The organism is Desulfacinum hydrothermale DSM 13146, assembly GCF_900176285.1.
GTDB classification, from domain to species: domain Bacteria; phylum Desulfobacterota; class Syntrophobacteria; order Syntrophobacterales; family DSM-9756; genus Desulfacinum; species Desulfacinum hydrothermale.
The window spans coordinates 82,976-106,075 of record NZ_FWXF01000003.1 but is presented as its reverse complement, the minus strand read 5'-3'; the positions used below and the strand labels follow the sequence as shown (position 1 = coordinate 106,075).

Here is a 23,100-nt window from a genome sequence, read left to right as displayed (position 1 = left end):
CGATCCGCCGATCGACTGTGGATTACTCTTCATAGTATGCGCATTTGCCGCATGTGAAGCCGCTCCACATGGCCTTGGCGGCCTTGTCCAGGCAATCGTCGTAAAAGAGGCAGTCGAAGTTGCGAAGTCCTTTGCCTTCCTTGCATTTCACTGGGTTGGGGATGGTTTGAGGGGCGGCCGTTGCCACGGCTCTTTGGGGTTCCTCATGCATGGCGATCATTCCTCCTTCTCGGCCCGTATGATTTCCGCTCCGTCCAAATAAGTCCTGATGGCATGCTCCGCAAGGGGTGTCAAAGTCCTACTTCCTATCCACCGACCGGTTGCACAAACATCCCAGAAGCAACAGCCCGGCAGCGGCCAGCAGCCAGCACGCCAGTTCCATAAGAACCTCCATCGTTCTGTTGGCGATCTTTCCCGAGGGCGTCGGTAGATATCCCCATTCGTTCGGCGCGTCAAGAACTTTATGGAGTGGGGCGCACCAAAGAAAAGATCCCACCGTCCACGAACGGCACCAGGGCCCCGGAGGCCAATTGGCAGCTCAAGAGCGGGTGGCCGGAGCTGATGTTCAGCTCGTCCCATGCAAAAAGACTTTCATCGGCCACCAGGCACGCGGGGGCCGTCCGAAGGCCGAAGGGGGCCACCGCCCCCACGCTGTACCCCGTGGTTTCCAGAATCCTTTGCGGCCGCATGAGAGAAAGGCGCAGCCCGGTCTGTCGGCACACGGCCGGGATGTCCAGTCGCCGATCCCCGGGAACCAGGGCGACCACATAGGCCCCGTCCTTGGCCCCAAGAACCATGGTCTTGACCACCTGTGCCAGATGGATGCCGGCCTGTAGGGCCACGTCCTGAGCGGTGAGCGCCGGCCGGGTGTGTTGGATGCGCCGGTAGGAAACCCCATGAGCGTCGAGAAACCGCGTGACCGGTGTCTCGTGCGGGGCTGCGGCCGCAGGAGCTTCTCTATATTTCATGGCCTTTTTCCTGAAAGGTATCGATGATTTCCTGAATGGCCTGGCGAACCGGATCCGGCACGGGGACGGGAAGATGCTTCTCCAGGATTTCACGAACCCTTGCGCGGGATCGGTCGAGCAGCGTGGTCTTTCCCGCCGCCGTCCACTTTTCGTGGCTGCCGCGGTGGATGAGCCTGGGACGCCATTGTGTGTCGCGCAGGTGTTTCAAGGTGTGGGGGTGGGTCAAAAAGTGACCTCCGGGCCCCACCTGAGCGATGGCGTCCACGCCCAGGTGTTCGGGGTCGGTGGGGATTCCCAGGGCCATCCGCCGGATCTGGTCGATGAACTCATCCACCATGACGATCATTTCCAGAGCCCCCGTTCGGCCGAAATCCAGGTAGCCCACGTCGTGGTTGAGGTTGGCACCCAAAAAGGTGGACAGGAAGGTGAGCAGGCCGGCCTCGAAGGTGGCCTGACCGTCGGGGACCTGGGAATCGCTGGTGCCCGCATAGCCCCAGCTGGGTAGATCGTAAAAGTGGCTCATCTCGATCATGGCCCCGTAGGCCATGTAGTATTCCGGTGCGTTGTAGGAACATTGCCCCGTGGCCATGTCCAAAACAGCGGGGCCCATGCCCATGAGAAACGGGGCTCCGGGCCTCTTCAGCTGGTGGATGATCAGACCCGTGAGGCATTCGGCCAGTCCCTGGACCACATGTCCCGCAAGGGTCATGGGGGCCGTGGAGCCCGCGATGGGAGCCGGGGAATAGATGGCGGGAATTTCTTTTTCGGCGCATAGAAGGAGCTTGTTGAGGCTGGGGACCGGATGCTTCAAAGGACTGATGGGCTCGGCGTAGTGAATCAGGTAGGGCTTTTGCCGGAGCGCTTCGGCGCCGCCCCGCACCGCGCAGCCGATCTTCCACATGGCCTCCAGATCCCCACGGTCTTCCGCCGTGCAGACGATGGGCTTTCGGCACGAAAGCGCCATGGCCTCGAAGCTCTTGAGATAGGCGAAGTGTGGGGGGATCTCCGACGGATGGGCAAAGGACATGACGAAATCGATGTTTGGCAAGGCGTCGCAAAGCCGAGCCGCGCGGGTCACATCCTCCAGACGGCACGGGTGGCGTTCTTCGGATTGGGGGTCCAGGTTGTAGATGAGATCCGAGCCGGTCCCGAAATAAGCCCGGCGACCTCCCAGATCCATCACATGGGTGCCTTCCCGGTCGTACACGGCGATGTTGTTGGGTGCCGTCTCCAAAGCCTTGTCCACCAGGGAAGCGGGAATGTACAGGCGGTTTCCTTCCCCTTCCCGTGCTCCGGCTTGGATCAGGAGGGACCGGGCCTCCTCCTGAAGCACTTCCATGCCCACGGACTCCAGAACCTGCAGGGCCTCCTGATGGATCCTCTTCTTTTGCTCTTGGTCGAGAAACTGCAAGCGAGGTTGATACTCCCCGGACTTCATCATGAATTTCTCCATCCTTTCTGGCGGCGTGTCCACCGTGAGAGCCAAGGGCTTGGTTCGGGCAGGGCCATGCGGCGGGGAATGCCCTGCGGCGTCCAGCCCATGAATTGGAAAAACTCAAGGCGCATGCGTTCCAGTATGTCTTTCAGATCCGCCCGCATGCCATCGGGAGCCGGGCGGTGCCGGACCATCTCCGGCAGTGTGTCCTTCGTCGGATCCAGGCCGCGTCCGACATTGGCCAGCTGTTCCAAGTCCAGGATCCTTTTGCCGATGTCCAATAGGTCGTCGGCCTCCAGGGCCAGGCCGGTGAGATGGCGCACCAGTTCGGCTTCGCACTTCAGGTCGAAGCCTCCCGCAAGACTGAGGGCGGGCACCTTGCACAGGCCCAAAGCGTCCATGACGGCACTGACCATCATGGACCGGGCCACCAGGGCGGGCTTGCCCTCGGGCTGGAGCGGGTTTACGGCCAGCGGTGTGCCCACCTCCCGGGCCGCTTCTTCGGGGGACCACCGGTATTCGGGTGTGGCATACACACTTGTGAAATCCGCCCCCCGCGTGGAAACCAGGTATCCGAGAGCCGTGGCCATGGACCCTCCCGGATGGTAGGCGGGCATCTCCAGCCCGTGGACATGGGGAGCGTAGCGCTCCGCGCCGCGGCCGATGGACTGTGCTGCCCGATGGACCCCCTGTCCTAGAAGGGCTCCAAGGCCCCGTGCCTGGGCCATGTCCTCGATAAGACGTTCCATAACGGCCGGGTCACCCCACCGAAGATCTAGGCCGTCGGTATCTTGCGCGGTCAAGATGCCCCGTTCGAAGAGATCCATGGCAAAGGCGATGGCGGTTCCGGCGGATATGGCATCCAGACCCAGCCGGGAACACAGGTTGTGCAGCAACACCACCTGTTGGGGATCGCCCAGGCTGCACTTGGGTCCCAGAGCAATGGCCGTCTCGAATTCAGGGCGTGCCAGGGGCTCCGAGGCTCCCGGCAGGCGCAACTCCGCCTTGCAATGAACCGGACAGCGGTAGCAGGTCTTGCGGCGGGTGGTGAGACCGGACAGGTGTTGGGGATCGAAGGCCTGCGCGGCGGGGAAGGAGTTTTCCCTGAAATTGCGGGTGGCCAGCAGCCGGCGTTCGTGGCACCAGCCCACATAAGCTACACTCCCGTGGGTCGAAAACGTTGAGTATTCCGCCGATTGCCGGATACGTCGGACATAACGGGCGGCGGTTTCCTTCGCCGCGCTGGAATAGCGTGGCGGGCCCGGCGGCGGATCCACCACCACGGCTTTCAAGTTCTTGGATCCCATCACCGCCCCCAGGCCGGTGCGGCCGGCCGCATGGTCCGGGCCGCTCATGATGCAGGCCATGGGCACGGCCCGTTCCCCCGCTGGGCCGATGCACAGCACCTCCACGTCCGAACGGCCCTGAGCGGAGCGGAGCGCCCGGTAGGTTTCGACCGTGTCCCGCCCCCACAAATCGTGCGCGGGCTCCAGTCGCACCCCATTCGCTCCGATGCGAAGGACCACAGGCCGGGGGCTTTTCCCGCAAATCATCAGGGCCTGGATTCCGTGGCGGCGCAAATGAGCGCCGAAATGTCCGCCGATGCTGGAGCTTCCCAAAAGACCGGTCAGGGGAGAGGCGGCGCTCAGATGAAGCCGGGAGGAAGCGGGAGCCGCCGTGCCTGTGAGCAGTCCGCAGGAAAGGATCAGAACGTTTTCGGGATCCAGCGGCTCCGTGTCGGGCTCCGTGTGTTCCAGGAGCAGTCGGATGTTGATGCCGCGTCCGGCCAGATAAGCGGAACTCCAAACAGGGGAGTAGGCAAGGCTCATGATGGACGATTGGGTCAAGTCCACCTTCACAATCCGACCGGGCTTGTCCATCACAAGGAGCACCTCCCGTAGAATCTGGTTTCGCTCAAAGCGCGGCGCTTCGCTTTCCCGCCTCTTTCGGCAGCCCCCTTGCGACGATCTTCATGGGCTGGGAATTGGTTTCCGCGGCGCCTTGAAAACATTGGCTGCATAGGGGCGGATGGCACCTCTGAACGCCCGCTGAACCCAGTGTGGATCCCCGCTCGCGAGAAAGTGGATCGCAGACGCACTCGCAGCCGCCGGCGGCGAGGATGGGGCGTTTCGTTCCTTGCGCAAAGGCGCCACAGCGCAAGGGAAAACGATGTGGGCCGTGCGCGATGCAATAGGCCCGAAGAGCCTTTTAGTCGAGGACGGAGGACCAGGTCAAAGCAAAAGAGAGAGGCCCGGCATGGCCATCGTCGGCCATGGGTCCAAGGGGAGGTTTGCGATCGATCCCGGCCCCATTGGGCGGTTGTGGAAAAAGGGATTGACTTGCATTGAACGAATGTTCAAATTGTGAGGGTTTGTTCAGCGTGCGGGGGCGTTCTCACCGGGGCCGCACCACAGGAGTCCGGGACGAAGAAAGAAGGGAGCCGATGACGGAAAAGCCTTTGAGCCGGCGGCAGCGGGAGATGCTGCGATACCGACAGGAAGTGTTGCAAGCGGCCCTGCAGCTCTTTTCCGCCAGGGGCTACGACAGGGTGTCCATGCGCCAGATCGCGGAAAAGGCGGAGTTTTCCGTGGGCACCCTCTACAATCTTTTCAAAAACAAAGAAGACATCTACCGGGCCATCATCGTGGAGGTGGCCGATCGTTTTGAGACGGCGGCGCGAGGCGCTCTGCAAGGATCGGGAAATCCCCTGGAAAGAATTCGAGCCTTCATCGCGGCCTGCGCCCGCGTGGTGGAAGAAAACTCGCCCGCCATCCGGCTCTACCTCTCTCTTACCCGTGGGATGGCCTTCCACTTCAAAGCCGGCTTCGACGAGGAGGTTCAGGAACGGGATCGAAGGATCCTTCAACTGCTGGCGAGTGTCCTGGAGGAGGGGGGCCGAGCTGGACTCTTGCGCTACGACCTGCACCCGGACCACCTGGCCCTGGCCCTGGACGGCCTTTTGGGCGCGTTTTTGCTCAGGTGCATGGAAGAGGGTGCGGGGTGTCGGCCGGAGATCTACAGCGCCGTGGTGGAAGAGGTTTTTTTGAAAGGGGCTCTGGCGGTCGATCCTTCAAAGGCGTGAGACGTGTGCCGCCCGATAGCCAGGACTCACCAGGCAGGGCGGCTGTTTGGTTTGGTGATACGTCCGGGCGTGACGTGGACTCGTTTGCTTCGCGATGGGAGAAGCCGGAAAGGAGTATGCCGGATGAAGAGGCGTCTCGACACCACCAGAGCGCTGGGGGCGGCGCTACTGGCAACGACTCTGTGGTTGGGCCTTGGGGGGGCGATGTGCCGGGCGCAGACCGCCTCGGAGGTCTTGACATTGGCCGATGCGTTGCAAGAGGCCCTTTCCAACGATCATCTCATCAAGGAGGCCCGCCAACTGGAACGGGCGGCCGCCGAGGGGCTCCTGGGCGCCAAGGCGGCTCTGCTGCCCTCCCTTTCCGCCCACTACGAATACTTTCGCTTGGATGATAATCCCTATGCCATCTTCAAAACGGAGTTGGGCACGCAAAAAGTGGAGGTGGGCCACCACGACAATTTCACCTGGGATCTCACCCTGACCCAACCGATCTTTACGGGATTCGCCCTGGTGACCAAGAAGAAGATCGCCGCGCTGGATGTGGCCCGGGCCCAGGTGCAGAAGGAGCAGGCGGTTCTGGACGTGGCCAAAAGGGTGAAGACGGCCTATTTCCGAGTCCTTCTGGCGGGGCGGTTTCTTGACGTGGCCCGGGAAGAGGAGAATCAACTGGCGGCCCATCTTCGGGATGCGCAGAAGTTCTACAAACAGGGACTCATTGCCTATAACGATGTGCTGAAATCCCAGGTTGCCCTGGCTCAAGCGCGCCAGACCAAGGTCCGGCGCGCAAAGGATGTGGAAGTGGCCACAGCCGATCTCAATCGCCTCCTGGGCCGCCCGCTCACTGCCCCCACCCGGGTGGCCGACGTGGTGCGTTTTTCCCCTGGCTCCTATGAGTTGGAATCGCTCATGGAAGAGGCAGTGCGCAATCGCCCGGAACTTCGGGTGCTCCGGCTGGCCGTGAAACAGGCCCAGGAAGGCGTGCGCCTGGCGGCGAGCGAGTTCTACCCCAAGGTCTTTCTCGTGGGCCGTGTGGAACGAACCGGCAAAGATCCCCTCGGTGAGGAAAACGACTATCAAAACCCCGACACCACCACCGTGGGGGTGCGACTGGAGTGGCCCTTTTTTGAGTGGGGCCGGACGCAGGCGGCCGTTCGCCAACAGCGGGCCAAGGCCCGAAGTCTCCAGGAGCGCCTGGCGGACATCGAAGAGAGCGTGCGTTTGGAGGTGAAAGCGGCGCTATCCGATCTGGAGGTGGCCCAGGCCAATGTGGAGACGGCCAAAACGGCCCTGGAGCAGGCACGGGAAAATCTGCGCATTACCCGGCTTCAGTACCGGCAGCAGGTGACGACGGCCACCGAGGTCCTGGACGCCCGGGCCTACCTGACTCAGGCGGAAGCCAACTACTATGGGGCCCACTACGGCTGGCATCTGGCCCGAGCGGAATTGGATCGGGCCTTGGGACGCCGATAGAAATGCTGAACGGAGGGCGGCCTGTGCCTTCGTGGCCGAGGCCGGGAAGGCGGCGGGGTCTCAAGGCCCTTCCTGGGGCAAGGAAGGGAATGGAAATGTTCCGGGATCTTGGGCCGAAATGCCGTTTTCGGACGAGCACGCGGAGGCCTGACCCCATGTGAAAGGTCCGGACGGCCAGGGGGGGTGCCCATGGGTAAGATCGGGACGGGCGCCGGAGCCGAAAAAGGGTGGTAACGAAGATGAACGCAGATGCTTCCAGAAAAGCGAGAGGATGGGTCACCGTGGCGGTGGTGTGTGTCGCCGTGGGTTTCCTTGTGGTGGCCGGGGTCAATTTCTGGCGCCTCCAGACGCGGCAAGAGCGCCGGGAGGAGGCGGCGGTCAGGGTGCCCGTATCCGTTGTGGCGGCACGTTATGCCAAGGTGGAGCGGAGTCTTCGAACCACGGGAACCCTCAGGCCGCTTCGAGACGTGCGGCTCTATCCCACCGTAAGCGGCAAGGCGGTCTTGGAGATCGCGGCGGAACGGGGAGACCGGGTCCGAAAGGGTCAGGTGCTGGTGCGTCTGGACGATGCGGAAATCCGGGCTCGATTGAGCCAGGCGCGCGCTGCCGTGGCGGCGGCGGCCACCCGAGTGGCGCTTCTTGAAAAGGATCGGGCCCGCCTTGAGGCCCTCTACCGGGAAAAGGCGGTGGCCCGACAGCGCCTGGACCGGATCCGGAGCGAACACGAAGCCGCCGTGGCCCGCCTCAAGGAGGCTCGGTCGGCGCTGAAGGCCCTGCAGGTGCGGCACAGGGATTTTACCCTGAAGGCCCCCATGGACGGCCTGCTCGCGGATCGCTATCTGGATCCGGGGAACTTGACCGACACCGGAAAGCCGGTGGTCCGCATCACCACCGAAGACCGACTCAAGGTGGTCTTCCAGGTCTCCGAGCCGGATTTTCCCCTGATCCGCCGGGGGATGCGGGGGGAATGCCGCGTGGCGGCCTATCCGGACCGTATCTTCCAGGGCCGTGTTCAGGTGATCACCCCCGTGCTGGATCCCATGACGCGCACGGCGGTGGCGGAACTGCACATCCCCAATCCGGACCTGGCGCTCCGCTCGGGCATGTTCGCCCACGTGCGTATCGCCCTGGGGTCCAGGCGGGCCTTGGTTATCGAACGGGACGCCCTACTGCGCCTTCCTGGCACGGGAACGCCCTATGTTTTCGTGGTGCGTGCAGGCCGGGCGGTGCTTCGCAATGTGAAACTGGGCGTGGAGCAGGAGTCCCTGGTGGAAGTATTGGAAGGACTGCAGGACGGGGACCGGGTGGTGGTACGGGGTCAAAATCGCCTGTCCGAAGGCGTGGCAGTGGAGGTCGTGCAGGAGGAAGGGAGCTGAGCCCATGCGACTGCCGGAGTTCGCGGTTCGTCAACCCGTGGCCACGCTGATGTTTCTCTTGGCCGGCCTGCTTCTCGGGATGCTGTCCCTCTTTCGGATCAGTATCGACATGTTTCCCGACATCAGCCCGCCGGTGGTCTCCATTCTCACCACGTGGCCCGGCGCCAGCGCCTCCGATGTGGAAACGGAGGTGACCAAGGTGATTGAGGACCAGGTCAATACGGTGAGTAACCTGGACACGCTCACCTCCAAGTCCCTGGACAACCTGTCCGTGGTGGTGTGCCGTTTCGATTGGGGAACGGATCTTTCGGAGGCCACCAACGACATTCGGGATTGGCTGGAACGGGCCAAGAGGGATCTGCCCCCCGATGTGGAAACCCCCATGCTCTACAAGTTCAGCAGCGCCACGGCGCCCATCTTCTTTATGACCATCACGGCCGATGCCTCCTGGCCGAGACTCTATCAGTTGGTGGACAAGAAGATCTCCGATGAACTCAAACGGGTGTCGGGTGTGGGGGCGATCCAGCTCTACGGAGGGCTTCGGCGCCGAATCAACGTCTATTTCGACCTGGACAAGGTTGACGGCTACGGGCTGAGCCTGGAGCAGATCAACCGCGTCCTGGCGGCGGAAAACGTGAGTGTTCCTGCGGGGAGCATCAAAGCGGGGCGCAAGGAATACTTTGTGCGGGTGCCGGCCCGTTACGAAAACGCCGCTCAGATGGCTGACACCGTGGTGGGGTTTTTCCAGGGCAAGCCCGTCTATCTGAGAGATGTGGCCCAGGTCCAGGACGGCTTCAAGCCCATGGAATTGAACGGCTGGGGGGACGGAAAACCCGCCATCGTGCTCATTTTGCAAAAGCAGACGGGGGAAAACACGGTGGAAGTCTCCCGCCGTGTCCGCCGAAAGGTGGCCGAAATCCAAAAGTCGCTGCCAAGCGACGTAAAGATCCACATCGTGATGGACACCTCTGAAAACATCCTCACGTCCATCCGCAACCTGAGAAACACGCTTCTGTATGGCATTGTGCTGGTGGTTCTGGTCACGGCGATCTTTCTCCGGCAGGTGCGCTCGGCGCTCATCATCGCCCTGAGCATTCCCTTCTCCTTGGTGCTCTCCTTCATCTTTGTCTACTTTTTCGGCTACACCATCAACCTGGTCTCGCTCATGTCCTTGGCCATCGCCTCGGGCATGGTGGTGGACAACGGCATCGTGGTTCTGGAAAACATCGTGCGTTACTTGGAAAAGGGCGGGCGCCGGACCACCGCGGCCATGTTCGGGGCGAGCGAAATGGGGCTGGCCATTACGGCCTCCACCCTCACCACCGTGGTGGTCTTCGTGCCGCTCATGTTCCTCGGTGGGTTGGCGGGCATCATGTTCAAACAGCTGGGATTCGTGGTGGTCGTCACCCTGGTGGCCTCCCTGGTGACGGCGCTTACCCTCACGCCCATGCTGGCGTCCAAGTGGCTGCATCGGTTCCAGTTTGACCCGTCCCGCCACAAGGGACTGGTGGGGGCGGCTCACCGATGGAGCGAGCGAGCCTTTGAGGTGCTGGATAGGCGCTATCAGGCGATCCTGGAATGGTGTCTTTCGCATCGCAAGACCACCTTCTTTTTCGCTTTGGCGGTCTTTGTCAGCGGGCTCTCCCTGGTTCCGTTTCTTTCCACGTCTTTCATGCCGGAGGTGGATTCGGGGGACGTGAGCGTGGACTTTCGGCTGCCCGAAGGTACCCGCATTGAAGAAACCAATAGGGTGGTGGAGGCCATACAGGAGAACATCGAAAAGGTGGTGCGTCCCGAGGAGTTTCGCCATTCCTATGCCTTTGACGGCCAGTCGGAGGAGGGAATCGGTGTGGCCCTGGGTTTCGAGGAGGGGGCCAACGTGGGGGAGATCGGCTTCAAACTGGTGGATCGGGACAAGCGGAGTCGAAGCGCCAAGGAGATTGCGGCCCTGTTGCGCCAGGAGGTGCGGAAGATCCCGGGCATCAGTCGCATCATGGTGAGCGCCGTGGACCCCATCTCGTCCATCCTCAAAGGGCGCGGCAAGGCCATTTCTTTGGAAATCCAGGGCTCGGACATGGACGTGCTCATGGATGTGGCGCGCCGCGTGGAGGCCCTCTTTCTCAATATCCCGGGTTTGGTGGATGTGGAGATCAGCCAGAAGCCTCCACGCCCGGAACTGTGGGTGGAGGTGGACCGGGAAAAGGCGGCGTCCATGGGCCTGCGCGTGGCCCAGGTGGCGGCGGTTCTGCGAAACTACTTCTACGGCAAGGAGGCCAGTCTCTATCGGGACGCCGGAGACAGTTTCGAGATCTTCACCCGGCTGTCGGAAAAGGACAAGAACCGCTTGGAAAACCTGCTTCGGGTCCCGGTGTCGCTTCCGGACGGGAGGCAGGTGCCGCTCAAAAACCTGGTGCGGATCCGCGAAGGGCAGGGGCCCATCGAAATCGAGCGCAAAAACCGCCAGAAGATCGTCAAGGTGGAAGCGGACCTATGGCAAAGATCCTTGGGATCGGCCAGCGCGGAAATCCGAAAGCGTCTGGCGGAGATCAATCTTCCCGAGGGGGTGAGCGTGGGATTCGGCGGAGATGTGGAAGAACAGCAGAAGGCGTTCCGGGAGCTCACGACCCTCTTTGTCCTCGGCATCGTGCTGGTCTACATGGTCATGGCCTCCCTTTTCGGGAATCTGCGGGATCCCCTCATCATCATGTTTTCCGTGCCCTTTGCGGTCACAGGGGTCTTGTACGCCTTTTACCTCACCGGTACCACCCTGGGCATCGTGTCCTTCATGGGAGTGGTCATGCTGGTGGGGATCGTGGTGAACAACGCCATCGTGCTGCTGGACTACACGCACCTATTGGAAAAGAGGGGACGGGATCTCTTCCAGGCGGTGAGCGAGGCGGGAAGAAGCCGCCTGCGCCCGGTGCTCATGACCACGCTGACCACCTTTTTCGGCATGCTTCCCATGGCGGTGTCTCGCAGTGTGGGGGCGGAAACCTGGAACCCGTTGGGCATCACCATGCTGGGCGGCCTCTCGGTATCCAGTTTGGTCAGTCTCGTTCTGGTTCCCACGCTTTATTACCACCTGGAAAGCCGGCATCGCTCAAAACGCGGCCGCTAGAAGGCCTCCCGGGCCCTGTGATCCAGGAGCGCTTTCTGCCCCCAGGTGCTCAAAGATCTGGGTTTGCCAAGGATCTGCGGGTTCTCAGGTCCGCGGGCACACCTTTGGAAACCATCGGGGGCGCCGTGAACATCCGGCGAAGCCGTCTTCTGCACGTGCCCGCTTTCTGCCGATGCCGGGAACCGAACTGCGGATAAGGCGGCTCTCGACTCGTCACTGGGAAGGCCCGCAAAGGAAAGGTGCGGCACCATGCACATGTACTGGATCTTCTACGATGTGGCCTATGACGAAGACGTGATGGAGATGTTGGAACATTGCTGCATCACGGGCTTTACCAAGTGGGACCGTGTGCTGGGAAAGGGTCCTCATGCGGAGCCCAAGATGGACAATGCCGTCTGGCCCGGATTCAACTGCGCCGTGGCCGTCATCGCCGAAACACCCGTGGCGGAAGAGCTCCTTCGGGCCCTGCGGGAGCTCAAGGAGCGAATGGGCCGCCGGGGGATTGAGGTCTTTCGAACGCCTGTGGAACGAATCGACTGACCGCCCGCGGGGATATCTTGCAAAAGCGCCGGCCATGGGCGTCTTGCTGGGATCCCAGCCTTTTAGGGCTGCAAAAGAGCCCGCGGAGGTCGCATGGGCCGTCGGGTGCGGCCTGCCATCCATGGGGTTACAATGGGGCTTCGCCGCAGGGCTCAAGACCCCCGCCTGGGAGCTTATGCGAGAACGCCCAGGTTGCTCCCTTCTTGTGTGGACGGAAGGTTGGGACTTTCAAGAGGGCTTGTGCTGCCGGCCTGGCGTTTGAGCCGTAGGGGCGGGTTCCGAATCCGTCCCACCAGGGCTTTCTGAGGATTCAAAAAGCACCACGGACCCGGTGAAATTTCAACTGGACAGAAAGGCCCCAAAGGCCAAGGGGCCCTTGGCAGACCACCTCCTACGAAGCGAACGGAATTTTGCGCATTTCCTGGGCGTAAGAACCATTCTCGGACAAGCTCCGAAAAGGAATGGGGGCGCATGCCCCCCATTGGCGCCACAGAGTGAGCTTCAACCCCTAGCCGCGAGAGGCGACTTGTGGGGCCGGATCCGGATGGATCCGCGCTCCGACTCCCATCCATGGAGCCAGGGGCTGTAGGATCTTTTACCCGGCCAAGGTGCCTTCCTGGGCTGCCACGTTAAGGCGAGGCTTCGTGCCGGGTTCTTTCTTGTACGCCGTCCTTGTCCACGCGAAGGAAGATCAAGGGGGGAGCCACATCCTCGGATTGAGCCGCCAGACGGACCAAAAAACCCTCCACGATCTTTTCCACGTTGTCCAGATCCTTTTCTTCCGCGGACAAGCGAGCCATGCGCATCTCGAATCCCATGTGCCGAGGGATGGCCACCGCCGGCCCCACGGGCAAGGCAGTCAAGGGTTCTCCGGGTTCGTCGCATCCCAACAAGAGCACGCGAGGCTCCATGCGTCCCGGCCTTTGCACCATTGCCGCAAAGAGAAGGTAGGTGCGGTCCAGATCTTCGTGGGACTGGAAAAAGGCCCCCAGGCGGTTTCGGATGGGGAGCCAATGGGCGGTGCAGAAAGGAAGGGCTTGGTCCAGAATCCCATCCGATTCCTGGAGGCCGCTCTTTCGGACGTGGTCGGCAAAGGCCTGCGCCAGGGCCAGTCCATGACCGGCACCGGCTGCGATGAGAACACAGTGGGAAGAGAGGCGAAGCACCTTGCGGACCACGTCTCTTTGCGGTTCGTTCGTTTGAGGATCAAAGGTGAGGGCCAGGCTGTCTGTGGCCAGCACCGCACCTTCCGGAGTGTGATACCCGAAGACCTGGGTCATGGATGTCTCCTTGTCTTAGTAATTCAAGCGTGGCATACCTTGAACCATTGTGTCATAGGAAGGACCGCCGGACAATACGCCGGGGAAGATGGACCGGTGCCGGTCCGAAACTGCATGGGGCGCGCTGCGGGCCACGATGGCCCGTCAGGCGAGGGGTTTGGTGGTGAGGCTTCACGGGCCTTTGGACCCCCGCCGGGTTAGGTGTTGCACTTGCCGGGGTTTCACACCAGGGGATTGTCGCATGGAAATCCAATTGAAAGAGGGAAATCCGCTGCCCGCCTTCTTTCCAGCGTTGCAGCAGGGCGTGGAGGTGCCAGTGCCCGGCCCCCGGTCCCTGGAGTCGCTCCTTACGAAAGAGTGGGGTCTGGACAGGGAGTTTGCGGCCACCAAGATCGGGACCGTCTTTTTGAACGGCACTCCCGTGGACGACTTGGCTTCCGTCTGGGTCGGGGAAGGCGATGTGGTGGCGCTTTCCGGCCCCATGCCTGGTCTCGCCGGAGCCATCCTGAGAAGAGGAAGCCCCTTGGCGGGGTTGCGGCGCGGAGGACGTCCCGAAAGCCGGGGGATGCCTTCCGGGGAGCCCAACGGTCCCATCCACATCCACGTCAAGCTCTTTAACAGCTTGATCGGTGATATGGGGCCTCGGCTGATCCAAAAGGGCGTGATCCTGGATGGGCAGGCGGCGCTGTCGGTCGTTTCCGCCTTGGGGCAGGCAAAGCCTTGGAGTTCCCATGGCGTGCTCGTGAATGGGCAAGCCATGGACCTGGACCGGCTGCTGCGAGCCTTGCGTGAAGGGGCCCCACGACGTGTGCGGTTCGTGTGGTCGCCCTGAGGGTCCCAGCCGTTTGGATTCATTGAGAGGTTTTCCGACCCCATTCGCCCCCTTTCCCTTCGGCCGCAGGGCTTGGCTCCCCCGTAGACCCAACAAATCCGAGCTCCGAGGTCTTCTGGGATTCCGCCGGTGTGAGGATAGATGCCACCATGGTTGACGAACGACCGCGGGACTGTTTGAATAGGTTGCAACGCCGTGGCCTGTCACCTTGTGGATGGAAGCCGGTGAATCAAGCGTCCTTTCAGCTTCCCACACCGTTTCTGGATTGCCTGTCGGCCCATGTGGCCATCCTGGATGGCACCGGAACGATCCTCTGGGTCAACCGGGCCTGGAAGGAGTATGGTCAGGCCAATGGGTACCGCGGCCCCGAAGGAGCCGTGGGGCTCAACTACCTGGAAGAATGCCGTCGGGCCGTTTCGCGGGGGGATCAGACGGCCCAATCGGTCCACGACGCCCTCCAAAGCCTTCTCAAAACGGCAAGCGGGGAGGTCCGCATCCCCTATGACTGCCATTCCCCGGATCGGAAACGGTGGTTTATGCTCCGAGCGTTTCCGTTGCAAGGCTACCCACTGACCCAGGCCGTGGTGGTGGCGCACGAGGACGTAACCGAATTGATGCTCGCCCGGGAAGAGCTCCAGGGACAGCGGGCGAAGCTGGAGCAGATGAACCTGGTGCTCAGGGAACTTTTGGATCGCCGGGAACAGGATCAGAAGGTCTTGAAAGAGGCGGTGGCCGAAAATGTGAACCGGAGACTCATTCCCCTGGCCGAGTCCCTTCGAGCTCACCTCAAAACACAACCGGCCAGAACGCTTCTGGATCGGTTGGAACAGGGACTTCGGGAAATCGCCTCACCGTTTGTCCGGCGTTTGGGGCTTTCGGCCCGGGGCTTGACCGCTCGGGAGCTGGAAGTGGCCGAGCTTATCCGCAACGGACATTCCAGTAAGGAAATCGCCCAGATGCTTCACATTTCCGAAAAGGCCGTGGCCTTTCATCGCGGCAATCTGAGGCGGAAGCTGGGACTCAAGAATCGGCGCGAAAGCTTGAGAGTGCGACTGCTTGCCCTGGAACGACCTGAATAAGCCCCCGGACGGAGGAGCCCCATGGTGGAACGCATGAAGGCCATCCTGAGAAGCCAGAACCTGTGTGTGCTGGCCACGTGCCACGACAACAAGCCCCACTGCTCCCTCATGGCCTATGTGACCGATTCCAAGGTACGAACCGTTTACATGGCCACCCGTGAGGACACCACCAAGTATCTCAACCTCATGGAAAACCGGGAGGTGAGCCTGCTGGTGGATACGCGTGCGGAGGCCGACACGCAGGACCCCTCGACGCTTCGGGCCCTGACCGTCTACGGCCACTACCAGCCCCTGACCGACCCGGAAAGGGAGCGCGTCATCGGGGAGCGGCTCGAGGAGAAACACCCCCACCTGGCCACCCTGGTGCGCCATCCCAAGTGCGTCATTGTACCCATCCGCATTGTCGCTTTCCTACTCTTGGAAGGTGTGGAAACGGCTCACTACGAAGTCTTGGATTGATACCAGATTCAGACTGGTATTCCGCTTCTGAACGATTGGTATTGCCGGGAAGGCCTCCACTGCTTTGCTTACCTGTGTACCCCGACAGGACTTTAGATCCTTGCGAAAAGGAGAAACGAATGGAAGCAGTGGAGCAGCGAATCAACAACTGGGTGTACGGTCCCGATGCCTTCACGCGAGAGGACGATTCGGACGATGCCGTCTTTTATGAGAGGGATCGATTCGTGTCGCATCTGGATCGAACCGCACTGGACACGGTGGAGAGGATCGTTGGGTCCTTGGTGGTGGAACAGGCGCCGATCATCTTGGATCTCATGGCGGGATGGGATTCGCACCTTCCCGAGGGGATTCGGCCCGGCAAGGTGGTGGGGCTGGGACTCAATGAAAATGAACTCCGGTCCAACACCGCCTTGGACGAATACGTGATCCATGATCTCAACAGGGATCCCCGGCTGCCCTTTGCCGACGGCACCTTTGATGTGGTCGTCAACACGGTTTCAGTGGACTATCTCACCCGTCCTTTTGACGTCTTTCGAGACGTGGGGCGTATCCTGAAACCTGGCGGTCTTTTCCTGGTGGTCTTTTCCAACCGCATGTTTCAGCAGAAGGCGGTGAAGGTGTGGAAGGAAGCGAGCGAAGAGGAGCGGGTCATCATCGTGGAGGATTACTTCCGCAGTGTGCCTGCCTTTGGTGAGACCCAGGTGGCCATCTCCAAGGGGCTGCCCCGTCCCCAGGACGACAAGTACGCGCACCTTGGTCTTCCCAGTGACCCCATCTACGCCGTGTGGGCGGAAAAGCGGGGGGCTCCGGCCGGACGTCGCCCTCGACCCAGGCCCCAACTCGACGCCGGCGCTCCGCTCAGCCGCGACGAGTTGGCCCGGCGCAAGCTACAGGTCGCTCGGACTCTCCAGTGTCCTTACTGCGGCCAGGGCCTCAAGAAATGGAAGGTGCCTCAGACGCCCTTCACCGAATGGGACAATGAGTTCATGTACATCTGCTTCAACGATGCCTGCCCTTACCTGGTCCGCGGATGGGACGTGATGGAGACCCAGGGAAACCGAGGCTTCTCCTATCGACTGATGTATAATCCCGACCGGGATGCCCTCATGCCGGTACCGGTGCCCAACCTGAAGGCACTGCGGGAAAGCATCGTGGAAGAGGACTAGTGTGCCGCATGGCGCGCCTGCCCTGAGAGCGGAGCATAAGGGAGACGGACCTGGTGCTCCGCTCCGTCCACATCTTGGAACAGCCCATGAGCCGAAAGCCTTCGTCGATCCCACCCATGGCCGTTGCCCGGGACCTGAGTCGCATCTACCAGGCGGGGAAGAGCCGTGTGGTGGGTCTGGCCCATGTGGATCTGACGGTGGAACCGGGCGAGATGGTCCTGCTCAAGGGCGTGAGCGGATCGGGAAAAAGCACCCTGTTGGCTCTTCTGGCTGGTCTGGATCGCCCCACGGCGGGTGTCCTTCGGGTGGCCGGGCTGGATCTCACCAAGGTGCCGTCCGTGGAGCTTACCCGGTTTCGGCGCCGGAAGGTGGGCATGGTTTTTCAATCTTTCAATCTTCTTCCCACCCTGAGTGTTTTCGAAAACGTGTGCCTGCCCGGCTTGCTGGCAGGCTTTCGCGAATCGGAGGTTCGCGCAAAGGCTCAAGCATGGCTTGAAAGGATGGGGCTGGGGGCCAGACGGGATCATCTACCCGGTGAACTTTCAGGAGGCGAGATGCAACGAACGGCCATCGCCCGGGCCCTCATCAACGACCCTCCCATCATCTTGGCCGATGAGCCCACGGGAAACTTGGACAGCGACAACGGTAAGACCGTCGTGCGGCTCCTGGCCGATCTCAACAGATCCTATGGCCGCACGGTGATCATGGCCACCCACGGGCACCTGGCGGATCCGTACGCCACCCGCATCGTTCACCTCCAAGACGGCCGGATTGTGTGAAGTGGGAAGCGCTTCCAGCCCCGAACGGGCCGGAGGCGGGCGGATCGAAGGACCATGGGACCAGGGCCGCGGCGGCCGCATGGTTCGGGCGGACTGAGTGGGGCGGTCGTGGCGCCTTGGGGGCTGAGAAGACGTGAATGCGGCCTATTTGCTCAAGCTCTTTTTCTGGTTTCATGTGCGTTATGTGCGCCGGCACCCGGGCCGAGCGGCGGCCGTGGTGCTGGGCGTGGCCCTGGGAGCAGCGGTTTTTACCAGCGTGCGAATCGCCATGCATGCCTCCTTGGATTCCTTTTCCCGGAGCATGGACCGGGTGGCGGGGGCGGCCGACCTGGTGGTCACGCGGCCGGGGGATTTTGTTCCGGAAGAGTGGGTGGCGCGCCTGCAGGCCCATGAAGCGGTTTCGGCGGCGGCTCCCTTTCTCAGCGCCTATGTGCAAGACGACGCCCAAAGGGTATCCCCGTTTCTCCTGATCGGGATCGATCCCTTTCTGGATGTACCGTTTGGAAGGGGGCTTCAGGGAAGGGGCGACGGGCCCGCCGGCCGGGACCTGGTGACCCGACCGTTGACCGTGCTCATGACGGACAGGCTGGCAAGCGCCCTGGGTCTGACCGTGGGGGGGCGGGTCCGACTCCGCCATCCGCGCGGCGCCGCCACCTTTCACCTGGCCGGGATCCTTTCCGGCGGGGGGCTGGCCCAGGTGGAGGGGGGACAGGTTGCCGTCACGGACATCGCCACCTTTCAGGAGTTCAGCGGTCTGTTCGGAGTGGTGGACCGCATCGATATCAAGCTTCGAAATCCCGGGAAAACGTCCGATATCCAAGCCCTTCAAGGCGTTCTCCCGCCTGACCTGGCGCTGGATCGGCCCGGCAGGGGAAAGGCGGCGGGCCAAGGGCTGCTTCGGGCCTACGCGGCCAATCTGTCCGTTCTCAGCTTCGTGTCCCTTTTTGTGGGCATGTTCCTTGTCTACAGCCTGGTGGCGCTCAACGCCGCCTCGCGCCGGCGGGAAACGGCTATCCTTCTTTCCTTGGGCGCCACGGGGCGCACCGTCTTTGTCCTTTTCGTCATGGAAGGGGCCTTTTTCGGACTTCTGGGCTGGTTCCTTTCCCTGCCCTTGGGGCTTCCCCTGGTTGGCTGGATGGTGGAAGGGGTGGGCCGGACGGTGTCGGTCCTGTTTGTTCGCGTGGCGCCGGAGCAACTGGCGTTGAATCCGTGGGAGTTGGCGGTGTCCTTTGCGGGAACGATCCTTGTGAGCGCCTTGGCGGCGTCCCAACCGGCGGCTGAAGCCACGAAGGTTTCGGCCAAGGAAGCCCTGAACAGGCCGGCCGCGGCGGCGCCGTCCCAAGGCACCGGTCGGGGCCCGCTGGTTCCTGCCCTGGGGCTGATCGCGTCCGTGTGGGCACTGTCTCGTCTGCCGGCCGCTGGGGGAGTGGCCTACGGAGGGTACGCGGCCACATTCGCGCTTTTCGTGGGCTTTGCCCTCCTGTCTCCCTTCGTCTTGCGCCTGCTGGGCCGGAGCCTGGCGCCCGTCTTGTCGCGGTTTTTCGGCCCCCCGGCGCATCTTGCCGCCCGCTCCGTGGGCAGGAGCGGAACGCGATTGGCCGTTTCCGTGGGATCCCTTCTCACGGCGGTGGCCCTCTTTGTGGCCCTGACCATCATGATCCACAGCTTTCGAAACACCGTGAACGCCTGGGTGCATCAGAGCGTGAGCGGTGATCTTTTCGTGACGCCCCGCCTCAATGAAGTGAACCGCCACCGAAACATCTTTTCCCAGGACCAGGTGGCCGTGCTGAAAAGCCTGGCTCGCTGGGCGGATCTCGTTCCCTTCCGGCGCTTTTATCTCCTCCACGGGGATCTGCCCTACCAGTTTGAAGTCACCCAATTCGACCGTCTGCTTCGTCACGGCGGCTATCTGTGGGTCAGGGGCGATCCGGACGAGGCCCGCCGCCGTCTCCTGGATGGCTCGGGCTGCATCGTGTCCGAAGTCTTCGCCAATAAGACGGGGCGGTCCGTGGGGGATCGATTTCGGGACCGGGTGGCGGGCCTGGAAGTGGATCTTCCCATTGTCGGGGTGGTGCGGGATTATCGCTCCCAGGGTGGGGTGGTCTTCTTTTCACTGGCGCGCTTTCGGCAGATGCGTCGCACTGCGGGCCTGCTGAGCCGCCAGGAGGAATGGAGCGGCGCACGGTTTTTCGTGCCCAAGGGGGAAGAAGCCCCCGATGCGGTGCTGGACCGGATCAAGCGCACGCTGTTCGAAAAGCTGGGGGACCGGGTCTCCTTTATCGAGGGAAGGCAGCTTCGACGGCGCATCCTCCACATCTTCGATGAGACCTTTGCCGTCACCTTCGTGTTGCTCTTCATCGCCCTGGTGGTGGCCGCCCTGGGCATCGCCACCACCCTGGCCGTGTCCATCTTGGAGCGATCCGTGGAACTCAACACCCTGCATGCCCTGGGAGGCAGTGAAGGCCAGATTCGCTCCATCCTGGGCTGGGAGGCCGCCTTGCTGGTGACGACCGGCGAGGGTTTGGGGCTGCTGTGCGGCCTGATCCTTTCGGTGCTTCTCGTGTACGGGATCAATCGGCAGAGCTTCGGCTGGACCTTCGTTTATGAAGTGAACGGCGCCACGCTCCTGTGGGCCCTGCCGCTCATCTTTGTGGCGGCCCTGGCGGCGTCTTTGCCCGTGTTGAAGCTGGTACTCCGCCCTTCTCCGGCCACCCTGCTTCGGGAACCGTAGGGCGCAAATGCAAACACCCAATCTCCTGCCTCTACGGGGGCGGGGCCTCGAGGTTGTGATGGCCATCAAGGGCCGCCTTGTTCTCACGCTGATCTTGATAGTGGTTTTCTGCGCCTTCCCGGAAGCTGGGGCGGAATCGGACGGCTCTAGCGACTACCGGGCCGTCACGGGGCCCTGCGCTTTTCAGTTTCCCCGAGACCACGGCCCTCATGCCGACTATCGGACCGAATGGTGGTATTATACGGGCAATGTGACCTCCGAGGATGGCCGGGACTATGGCTTCCAGTTCACCTTCTTCCGGAACCGGCTCATTTCCGATGCGGCCAAGCGGCGGTGGCCCGGGCCCTGGTCCCGGTGGCGAAGCGATACCCTGATTTTGCTTCACATGGCGGTGTCGGACCTGACCCAGGGGCGCTTCGTGCACCATCGGGATGCGGCGCGGGCGGTTCCCGGGATGGCCGGGGCCGGCATACGGGACGGGAGGGTGCGGATTTTTCTCAAAAAGAGCGAATTGATCCTGCAAGGAGAAGAACACCGGCTCCAGGGCTCGGGCGACGACATGGAGCTGAAGCTTGTGGCCGTTCCTCAAAAGAGCCCGGTCTTTCACGGAAAGAATGGCTACAGCAAGAAGGGAAACGCCCCGGAAAGGGCCAGTTGCTACTATTCCTTCACGCGCATGGGGGTTTCCGGAATCTTGGAAGTGGCGGGACGCCGCGTGCGGGTGACGGGTTCCGCATGGATGGATCACGAGTATTCCACGTCCCCCCTGGAAAGAGGCATTGTGGGATGGGATTGGTTCAGCTTGCAGCTCTCGGACCGCACGGAGCTCATGCTCTACCAGCTGCGCCGGGCCGACGGGTCCGTCCATCCGGTGTCCCAGGGTACCTTGGTTCGCCCCGATGGAAGCAAGAAGAATCTTCAAAAGGCGGATTTTGAGGTGCGGGTCTTGGACCATTGGACCAGCCCTCGGAGCGGGGCCACCTATCCTTCGGGATGGCGCATCCGCGTGGCGGCTCAGGATCTGGACCTGACGGTGAGTCCGCGGCTCAAGGATCAGGAAATGGCCGGGGAGGGCCTGGATGGAATCGACTATTGGGAAGGAAGCGTCTCCGTGCGGGGACGTGGGGGAGTGGACGGCCGGGAGGTTTCCGGGCTGGGATACGTGGAGCTGACCGGGTATGCCGGGCCCGTTTTTGCTCTGCAACCGGAACCGATGGACGAAAGCGGGCCCTAGATGGAGCCTGTCCGAAAACGCCCCAGTTGCTCCCTTGTTGTGCGGACCGAAGGCTGGGGCTATGAGCCAGGGCCGTGCTGCCGGTCTGGCCAGGCCGCCGTAGGGGTGGGTTCCGAGCCCGCCCCCACGAGGCCGCCTGAGAATTCAAAAAGCACCACGGGGCCGGTAGAATTTCAACTGGTCAGAAAGCCACAAATGGCCGAGAGGCCAATATTAGACAGGCTCCTGGAAAGGGGAAGGGAGCGCCATGGAGATTCAGGCGGCGGTGGTCGAGCAAGCAGGCAGCCCGTTTCAAATCCAGGACCTGAGGCTGGATGAGCCCCGGGAGACGGAAGTGCTGGTCCGCGTGATGGGATCGGGCATATGCCATACGGATTTGGCCGCCGCCAAGGGACAGCTTCCGGTGGTCTTCCCCGCCGTGCTGGGGCACGAAGGAGCCGGGGTGGTGGATCGGGTGGGATCCCGGGTCACCCGCCTCAAACCGGGAGATGAGGTTGTCCTCACATGGGGGGCCTGCGGCGTCTGCGGTGCGTGTCGGATCGGGCGGCCCGCCCATTGCGATCGATTTTTCAAATACAATCTGACGGGCCGCCGACCGGACGGCACCACCCCTCTTCGTGGCCGTCGGGGGGAGATCTCCGGGGCCTTTTTCGGCCAATCCAGCTTTGCGTCCCATGTGGTGGTGGATGAAAGGAATGCCGTGCCGGTTCCGCCGGGCGCCTTGCTGGAACGACTGGGCCCGCTGGGTTGCGGTGTCATGACCGGGGCGGGAGCCGTGGTGTGCGCCTTGAAGGCGGGTCCGGGAAGTTCCCTGGCTGTGTTCGGTGCGGGGGCGGTGGGATTGAGTGCTGTGATGGCGGCGGCCCTTTCGGGGTGCGATCCGATCATCGCCGTGGACGTGCTGGCGATCCGGCTGGAGATGGCCCGAGAACTGGGAGCGACGCACACGGTCCAGGCGGGCCAGAAGGATCCCGTTGGGACGATTCGTTCCATCTGTCCAGGCGGGGTGGATTTCAGCCTGGAATGTGTGGGCGATCCGGAGGTGCTTTCCCAGGCCGTGGCATGTCTTCGCCCCATGGGAGTCTGTGGCCTGGTGGGCATGACGCCGCCCGGCACCCGCGCCTTCTTGGACATGAACACCCTGCTTGCCGGCCGAACGGTCCGCGGCATTGTGGAAGGAGACGCCGTCCCCCATCACTTCATCCCCCGGATGCTCGCCTGGCATGAAGCGGGACGCTTTCCCTTCCACAAGCTGCTCTCGTTCTATCCCTTGAGCCACATCCAGCAGGCCGTAAAAGACATGAGGGATGGCCGGGTCATCAAGCCGGTGCTCATCCCCTGAGGCGTGCGGCCCCAGTCTTCCATTCATTACCCATCATTCAGGGGGGCTTTTGTTGTCGTTCGTTATGTTTGTGTGGTGCCCCATAGAGAATGAAGGGTCAAGTTGCTTTGGGAATCCTTTTGGATATGGCCTTGCATAGCCTCTGAGCAAGGCGATACTCCAACTCTTCGCCTGACCAGGCGCCATCATCCCATCCGAAGACCTATCCA

General features: G+C 62.3%; 18 protein-coding genes. 13 read left to right on the top strand and 5 right to left on the bottom strand.

Annotated elements, in window-relative coordinates:
- Positions 1-22: 22 nt before the first annotated feature.
- The 4 genes from B9A12_RS04265 to B9A12_RS04250 form a co-directional block, all read right to left on the bottom strand.
- Entirely contained in the window at positions 23-211 is a 189-nt protein-coding gene (locus B9A12_RS04265) for a hypothetical protein (RefSeq protein WP_139796486.1), read from the bottom strand.
- Between the two features lie 250 nt (positions 212-461).
- On the bottom strand, positions 462-968 hold the full coding sequence (locus B9A12_RS04260; RefSeq protein WP_084056624.1) for an aminoacyl-tRNA deacylase: 507 nt from the start codon (positions 966-968) through the stop codon (positions 462-464).
- Complete coding sequence (locus B9A12_RS04255; RefSeq protein WP_170920331.1) at positions 958-2,409, bottom strand: trimethylamine methyltransferase family protein; 1,452 nt, start codon at positions 2,407-2,409, stop codon at positions 958-960. Before B9A12_RS04255 ends, B9A12_RS04260 begins: the two co-directional genes overlap by 11 nt.
- Complete coding sequence (locus tag B9A12_RS04250) at positions 2,406-4,283, bottom strand: aldehyde ferredoxin oxidoreductase family protein (RefSeq protein WP_084056620.1); 1,878 nt, start codon at positions 4,281-4,283, stop codon at positions 2,406-2,408. The genes B9A12_RS04255 and B9A12_RS04250 overlap by 4 nt, the downstream gene beginning before the upstream one ends.
- A gap of 563 nt (positions 4,284-4,846) precedes the next feature.
- Between B9A12_RS04250 and B9A12_RS04240 the strand changes: the two genes are divergently transcribed.
- The 5 genes from B9A12_RS04240 to B9A12_RS04220 all read left to right on the top strand — a co-directional run bounded on the left by B9A12_RS04240 (position 4,847) and on the right by B9A12_RS04220 (position 11,989).
- A complete protein-coding gene (locus B9A12_RS04240) occupies positions 4,847-5,485 on the top strand; it encodes a TetR/AcrR family transcriptional regulator (RefSeq protein WP_084056616.1) in 639 nt (212 codons plus the stop codon).
- Between the two features lie 123 nt (positions 5,486-5,608).
- A complete protein-coding gene (locus tag B9A12_RS04235; protein WP_084056614.1) occupies positions 5,609-6,955 on the top strand; it encodes a TolC family protein in 1,347 nt (448 codons plus the stop codon).
- 239 nt (positions 6,956-7,194) lie between these two features.
- Positions 7,195-8,331: an efflux RND transporter periplasmic adaptor subunit gene (locus B9A12_RS04230; RefSeq protein ID WP_084056612.1), complete on the top strand. Its 1,137-nt coding sequence runs from the start codon at positions 7,195-7,197 to the stop codon at positions 8,329-8,331.
- A gap of 4 nt (positions 8,332-8,335) precedes the next feature.
- Positions 8,336-11,449, top strand: coding sequence for an efflux RND transporter permease subunit (locus B9A12_RS04225; protein WP_084056610.1), 3,114 nt, complete (start codon positions 8,336-8,338; stop codon positions 11,447-11,449).
- Between the two features lie 249 nt (positions 11,450-11,698).
- Entirely contained in the window at positions 11,699-11,989 is a 291-nt protein-coding gene (locus B9A12_RS04220; protein ID WP_084056608.1) for a PG0541 family transporter-associated protein, read from the top strand.
- Positions 11,990-12,618: 629 nt separating this feature from the next.
- Here the strand turns inward: B9A12_RS04220 and B9A12_RS04215 are convergent.
- A complete protein-coding gene (locus B9A12_RS04215) occupies positions 12,619-13,269 on the bottom strand; it encodes a hypothetical protein (RefSeq protein ID WP_084056606.1) in 651 nt (216 codons plus the stop codon).
- Between the two features lie 241 nt (positions 13,270-13,510).
- Between B9A12_RS04215 and B9A12_RS04210 the strand changes: the two genes are divergently transcribed.
- From B9A12_RS04210 to B9A12_RS04175, 8 genes are all read left to right on the top strand, one after another.
- Positions 13,511-14,101, top strand: a complete 591-nt coding sequence (locus B9A12_RS04210; protein WP_084056604.1) for a hypothetical protein — start codon at positions 13,511-13,513, stop codon at positions 14,099-14,101.
- A gap of 224 nt (positions 14,102-14,325) precedes the next feature.
- Complete coding sequence (locus B9A12_RS04205) at positions 14,326-15,180, top strand: helix-turn-helix transcriptional regulator (RefSeq protein ID WP_170920329.1); 855 nt, start codon at positions 14,326-14,328, stop codon at positions 15,178-15,180.
- Between the two features lie 21 nt (positions 15,181-15,201).
- The gene (locus B9A12_RS04200; protein WP_084056600.1) at positions 15,202-15,639 is read left to right on the top strand and encodes a pyridoxamine 5'-phosphate oxidase family protein; all 438 of its coding nucleotides are present in this window, start codon (positions 15,202-15,204) and stop codon (positions 15,637-15,639) included.
- A gap of 119 nt (positions 15,640-15,758) precedes the next feature.
- Complete coding sequence (locus B9A12_RS04195; RefSeq protein WP_084056598.1) at positions 15,759-16,805, top strand: class I SAM-dependent methyltransferase; 1,047 nt, start codon at positions 15,759-15,761, stop codon at positions 16,803-16,805.
- 86 nt (positions 16,806-16,891) lie between these two features.
- Positions 16,892-17,584, top strand: a complete 693-nt coding sequence (locus B9A12_RS04190) for an ABC transporter ATP-binding protein (RefSeq protein ID WP_084056759.1) — start codon at positions 16,892-16,894, stop codon at positions 17,582-17,584.
- Between the two features lie 133 nt (positions 17,585-17,717).
- Positions 17,718-20,315, top strand: a complete 2,598-nt coding sequence (locus tag B9A12_RS04185; RefSeq protein ID WP_084056596.1) for an FtsX-like permease family protein — start codon at positions 17,718-17,720, stop codon at positions 20,313-20,315.
- A 58-nt stretch (positions 20,316-20,373) separates the two neighbouring features.
- Positions 20,374-21,549, top strand: a complete 1,176-nt coding sequence (locus tag B9A12_RS04180; RefSeq protein WP_084056758.1) for a lipocalin-like domain-containing protein — start codon at positions 20,374-20,376, stop codon at positions 21,547-21,549.
- 247 nt (positions 21,550-21,796) lie between these two features.
- Complete coding sequence (locus tag B9A12_RS04175; RefSeq protein ID WP_084056594.1) at positions 21,797-22,891, top strand: NAD(P)-dependent alcohol dehydrogenase; 1,095 nt, start codon at positions 21,797-21,799, stop codon at positions 22,889-22,891.
- The last annotated feature ends 209 nt before the right edge of the window (positions 22,892-23,100 follow it).

Bases quoted from the DNA above. Each gene is read 5' to 3' on its own strand.
- B9A12_RS04175 (WP_084056594.1), top strand. From the start codon at position 21,797: ATGGAGATTCAGGCGGCGGTGGTCGAGCAAGCAGGCAGCCCGTTTCAA.
- B9A12_RS04210 (WP_084056604.1), top strand. From the start codon at position 13,511: ATGGAAATCCAATTGAAAGAGGGAAATCCGCTGCCCGCCTTCTTTCCA.
- B9A12_RS04220 (WP_084056608.1), top strand. From the start codon at position 11,699: ATGCACATGTACTGGATCTTCTACGATGTGGCCTATGACGAAGACGTG.
- B9A12_RS04195 (WP_084056598.1), top strand. From the start codon at position 15,759: ATGGAAGCAGTGGAGCAGCGAATCAACAACTGGGTGTACGGTCCCGAT.
- B9A12_RS04225 (WP_084056610.1), top strand. From the start codon at position 8,336: ATGCGACTGCCGGAGTTCGCGGTTCGTCAACCCGTGGCCACGCTGATG.
- B9A12_RS04230 (WP_084056612.1), top strand. From the start codon at position 7,195: ATGAACGCAGATGCTTCCAGAAAAGCGAGAGGATGGGTCACCGTGGCG.
- B9A12_RS04180 (WP_084056758.1), top strand. From the start codon at position 20,374: ATGGCCATCAAGGGCCGCCTTGTTCTCACGCTGATCTTGATAGTGGTT.
- B9A12_RS04255 (WP_170920331.1), bottom strand. From the start codon at position 2,409: ATGATGAAGTCCGGGGAGTATCAACCTCGCTTGCAGTTTCTCGACCAA.
- B9A12_RS04250 (WP_084056620.1), bottom strand. From the start codon at position 4,283: ATGGACAAGCCCGGTCGGATTGTGAAGGTGGACTTGACCCAATCGTCC.
- B9A12_RS04240 (WP_084056616.1), top strand. From the start codon at position 4,847: ATGACGGAAAAGCCTTTGAGCCGGCGGCAGCGGGAGATGCTGCGATAC.
- B9A12_RS04260 (WP_084056624.1), bottom strand. From the start codon at position 968: ATGAAATATAGAGAAGCTCCTGCGGCCGCAGCCCCGCACGAGACACCG.
- B9A12_RS04190 (WP_084056759.1), top strand. From the start codon at position 16,892: ATGAGCCGAAAGCCTTCGTCGATCCCACCCATGGCCGTTGCCCGGGAC.
- B9A12_RS04215 (WP_084056606.1), bottom strand. From the start codon at position 13,269: ATGACCCAGGTCTTCGGGTATCACACTCCGGAAGGTGCGGTGCTGGCC.
- B9A12_RS04200 (WP_084056600.1), top strand. From the start codon at position 15,202: ATGGTGGAACGCATGAAGGCCATCCTGAGAAGCCAGAACCTGTGTGTG.
- B9A12_RS04235 (WP_084056614.1), top strand. From the start codon at position 5,609: ATGAAGAGGCGTCTCGACACCACCAGAGCGCTGGGGGCGGCGCTACTG.
- B9A12_RS04265 (WP_139796486.1), bottom strand. From the start codon at position 211: ATGCATGAGGAACCCCAAAGAGCCGTGGCAACGGCCGCCCCTCAAACC.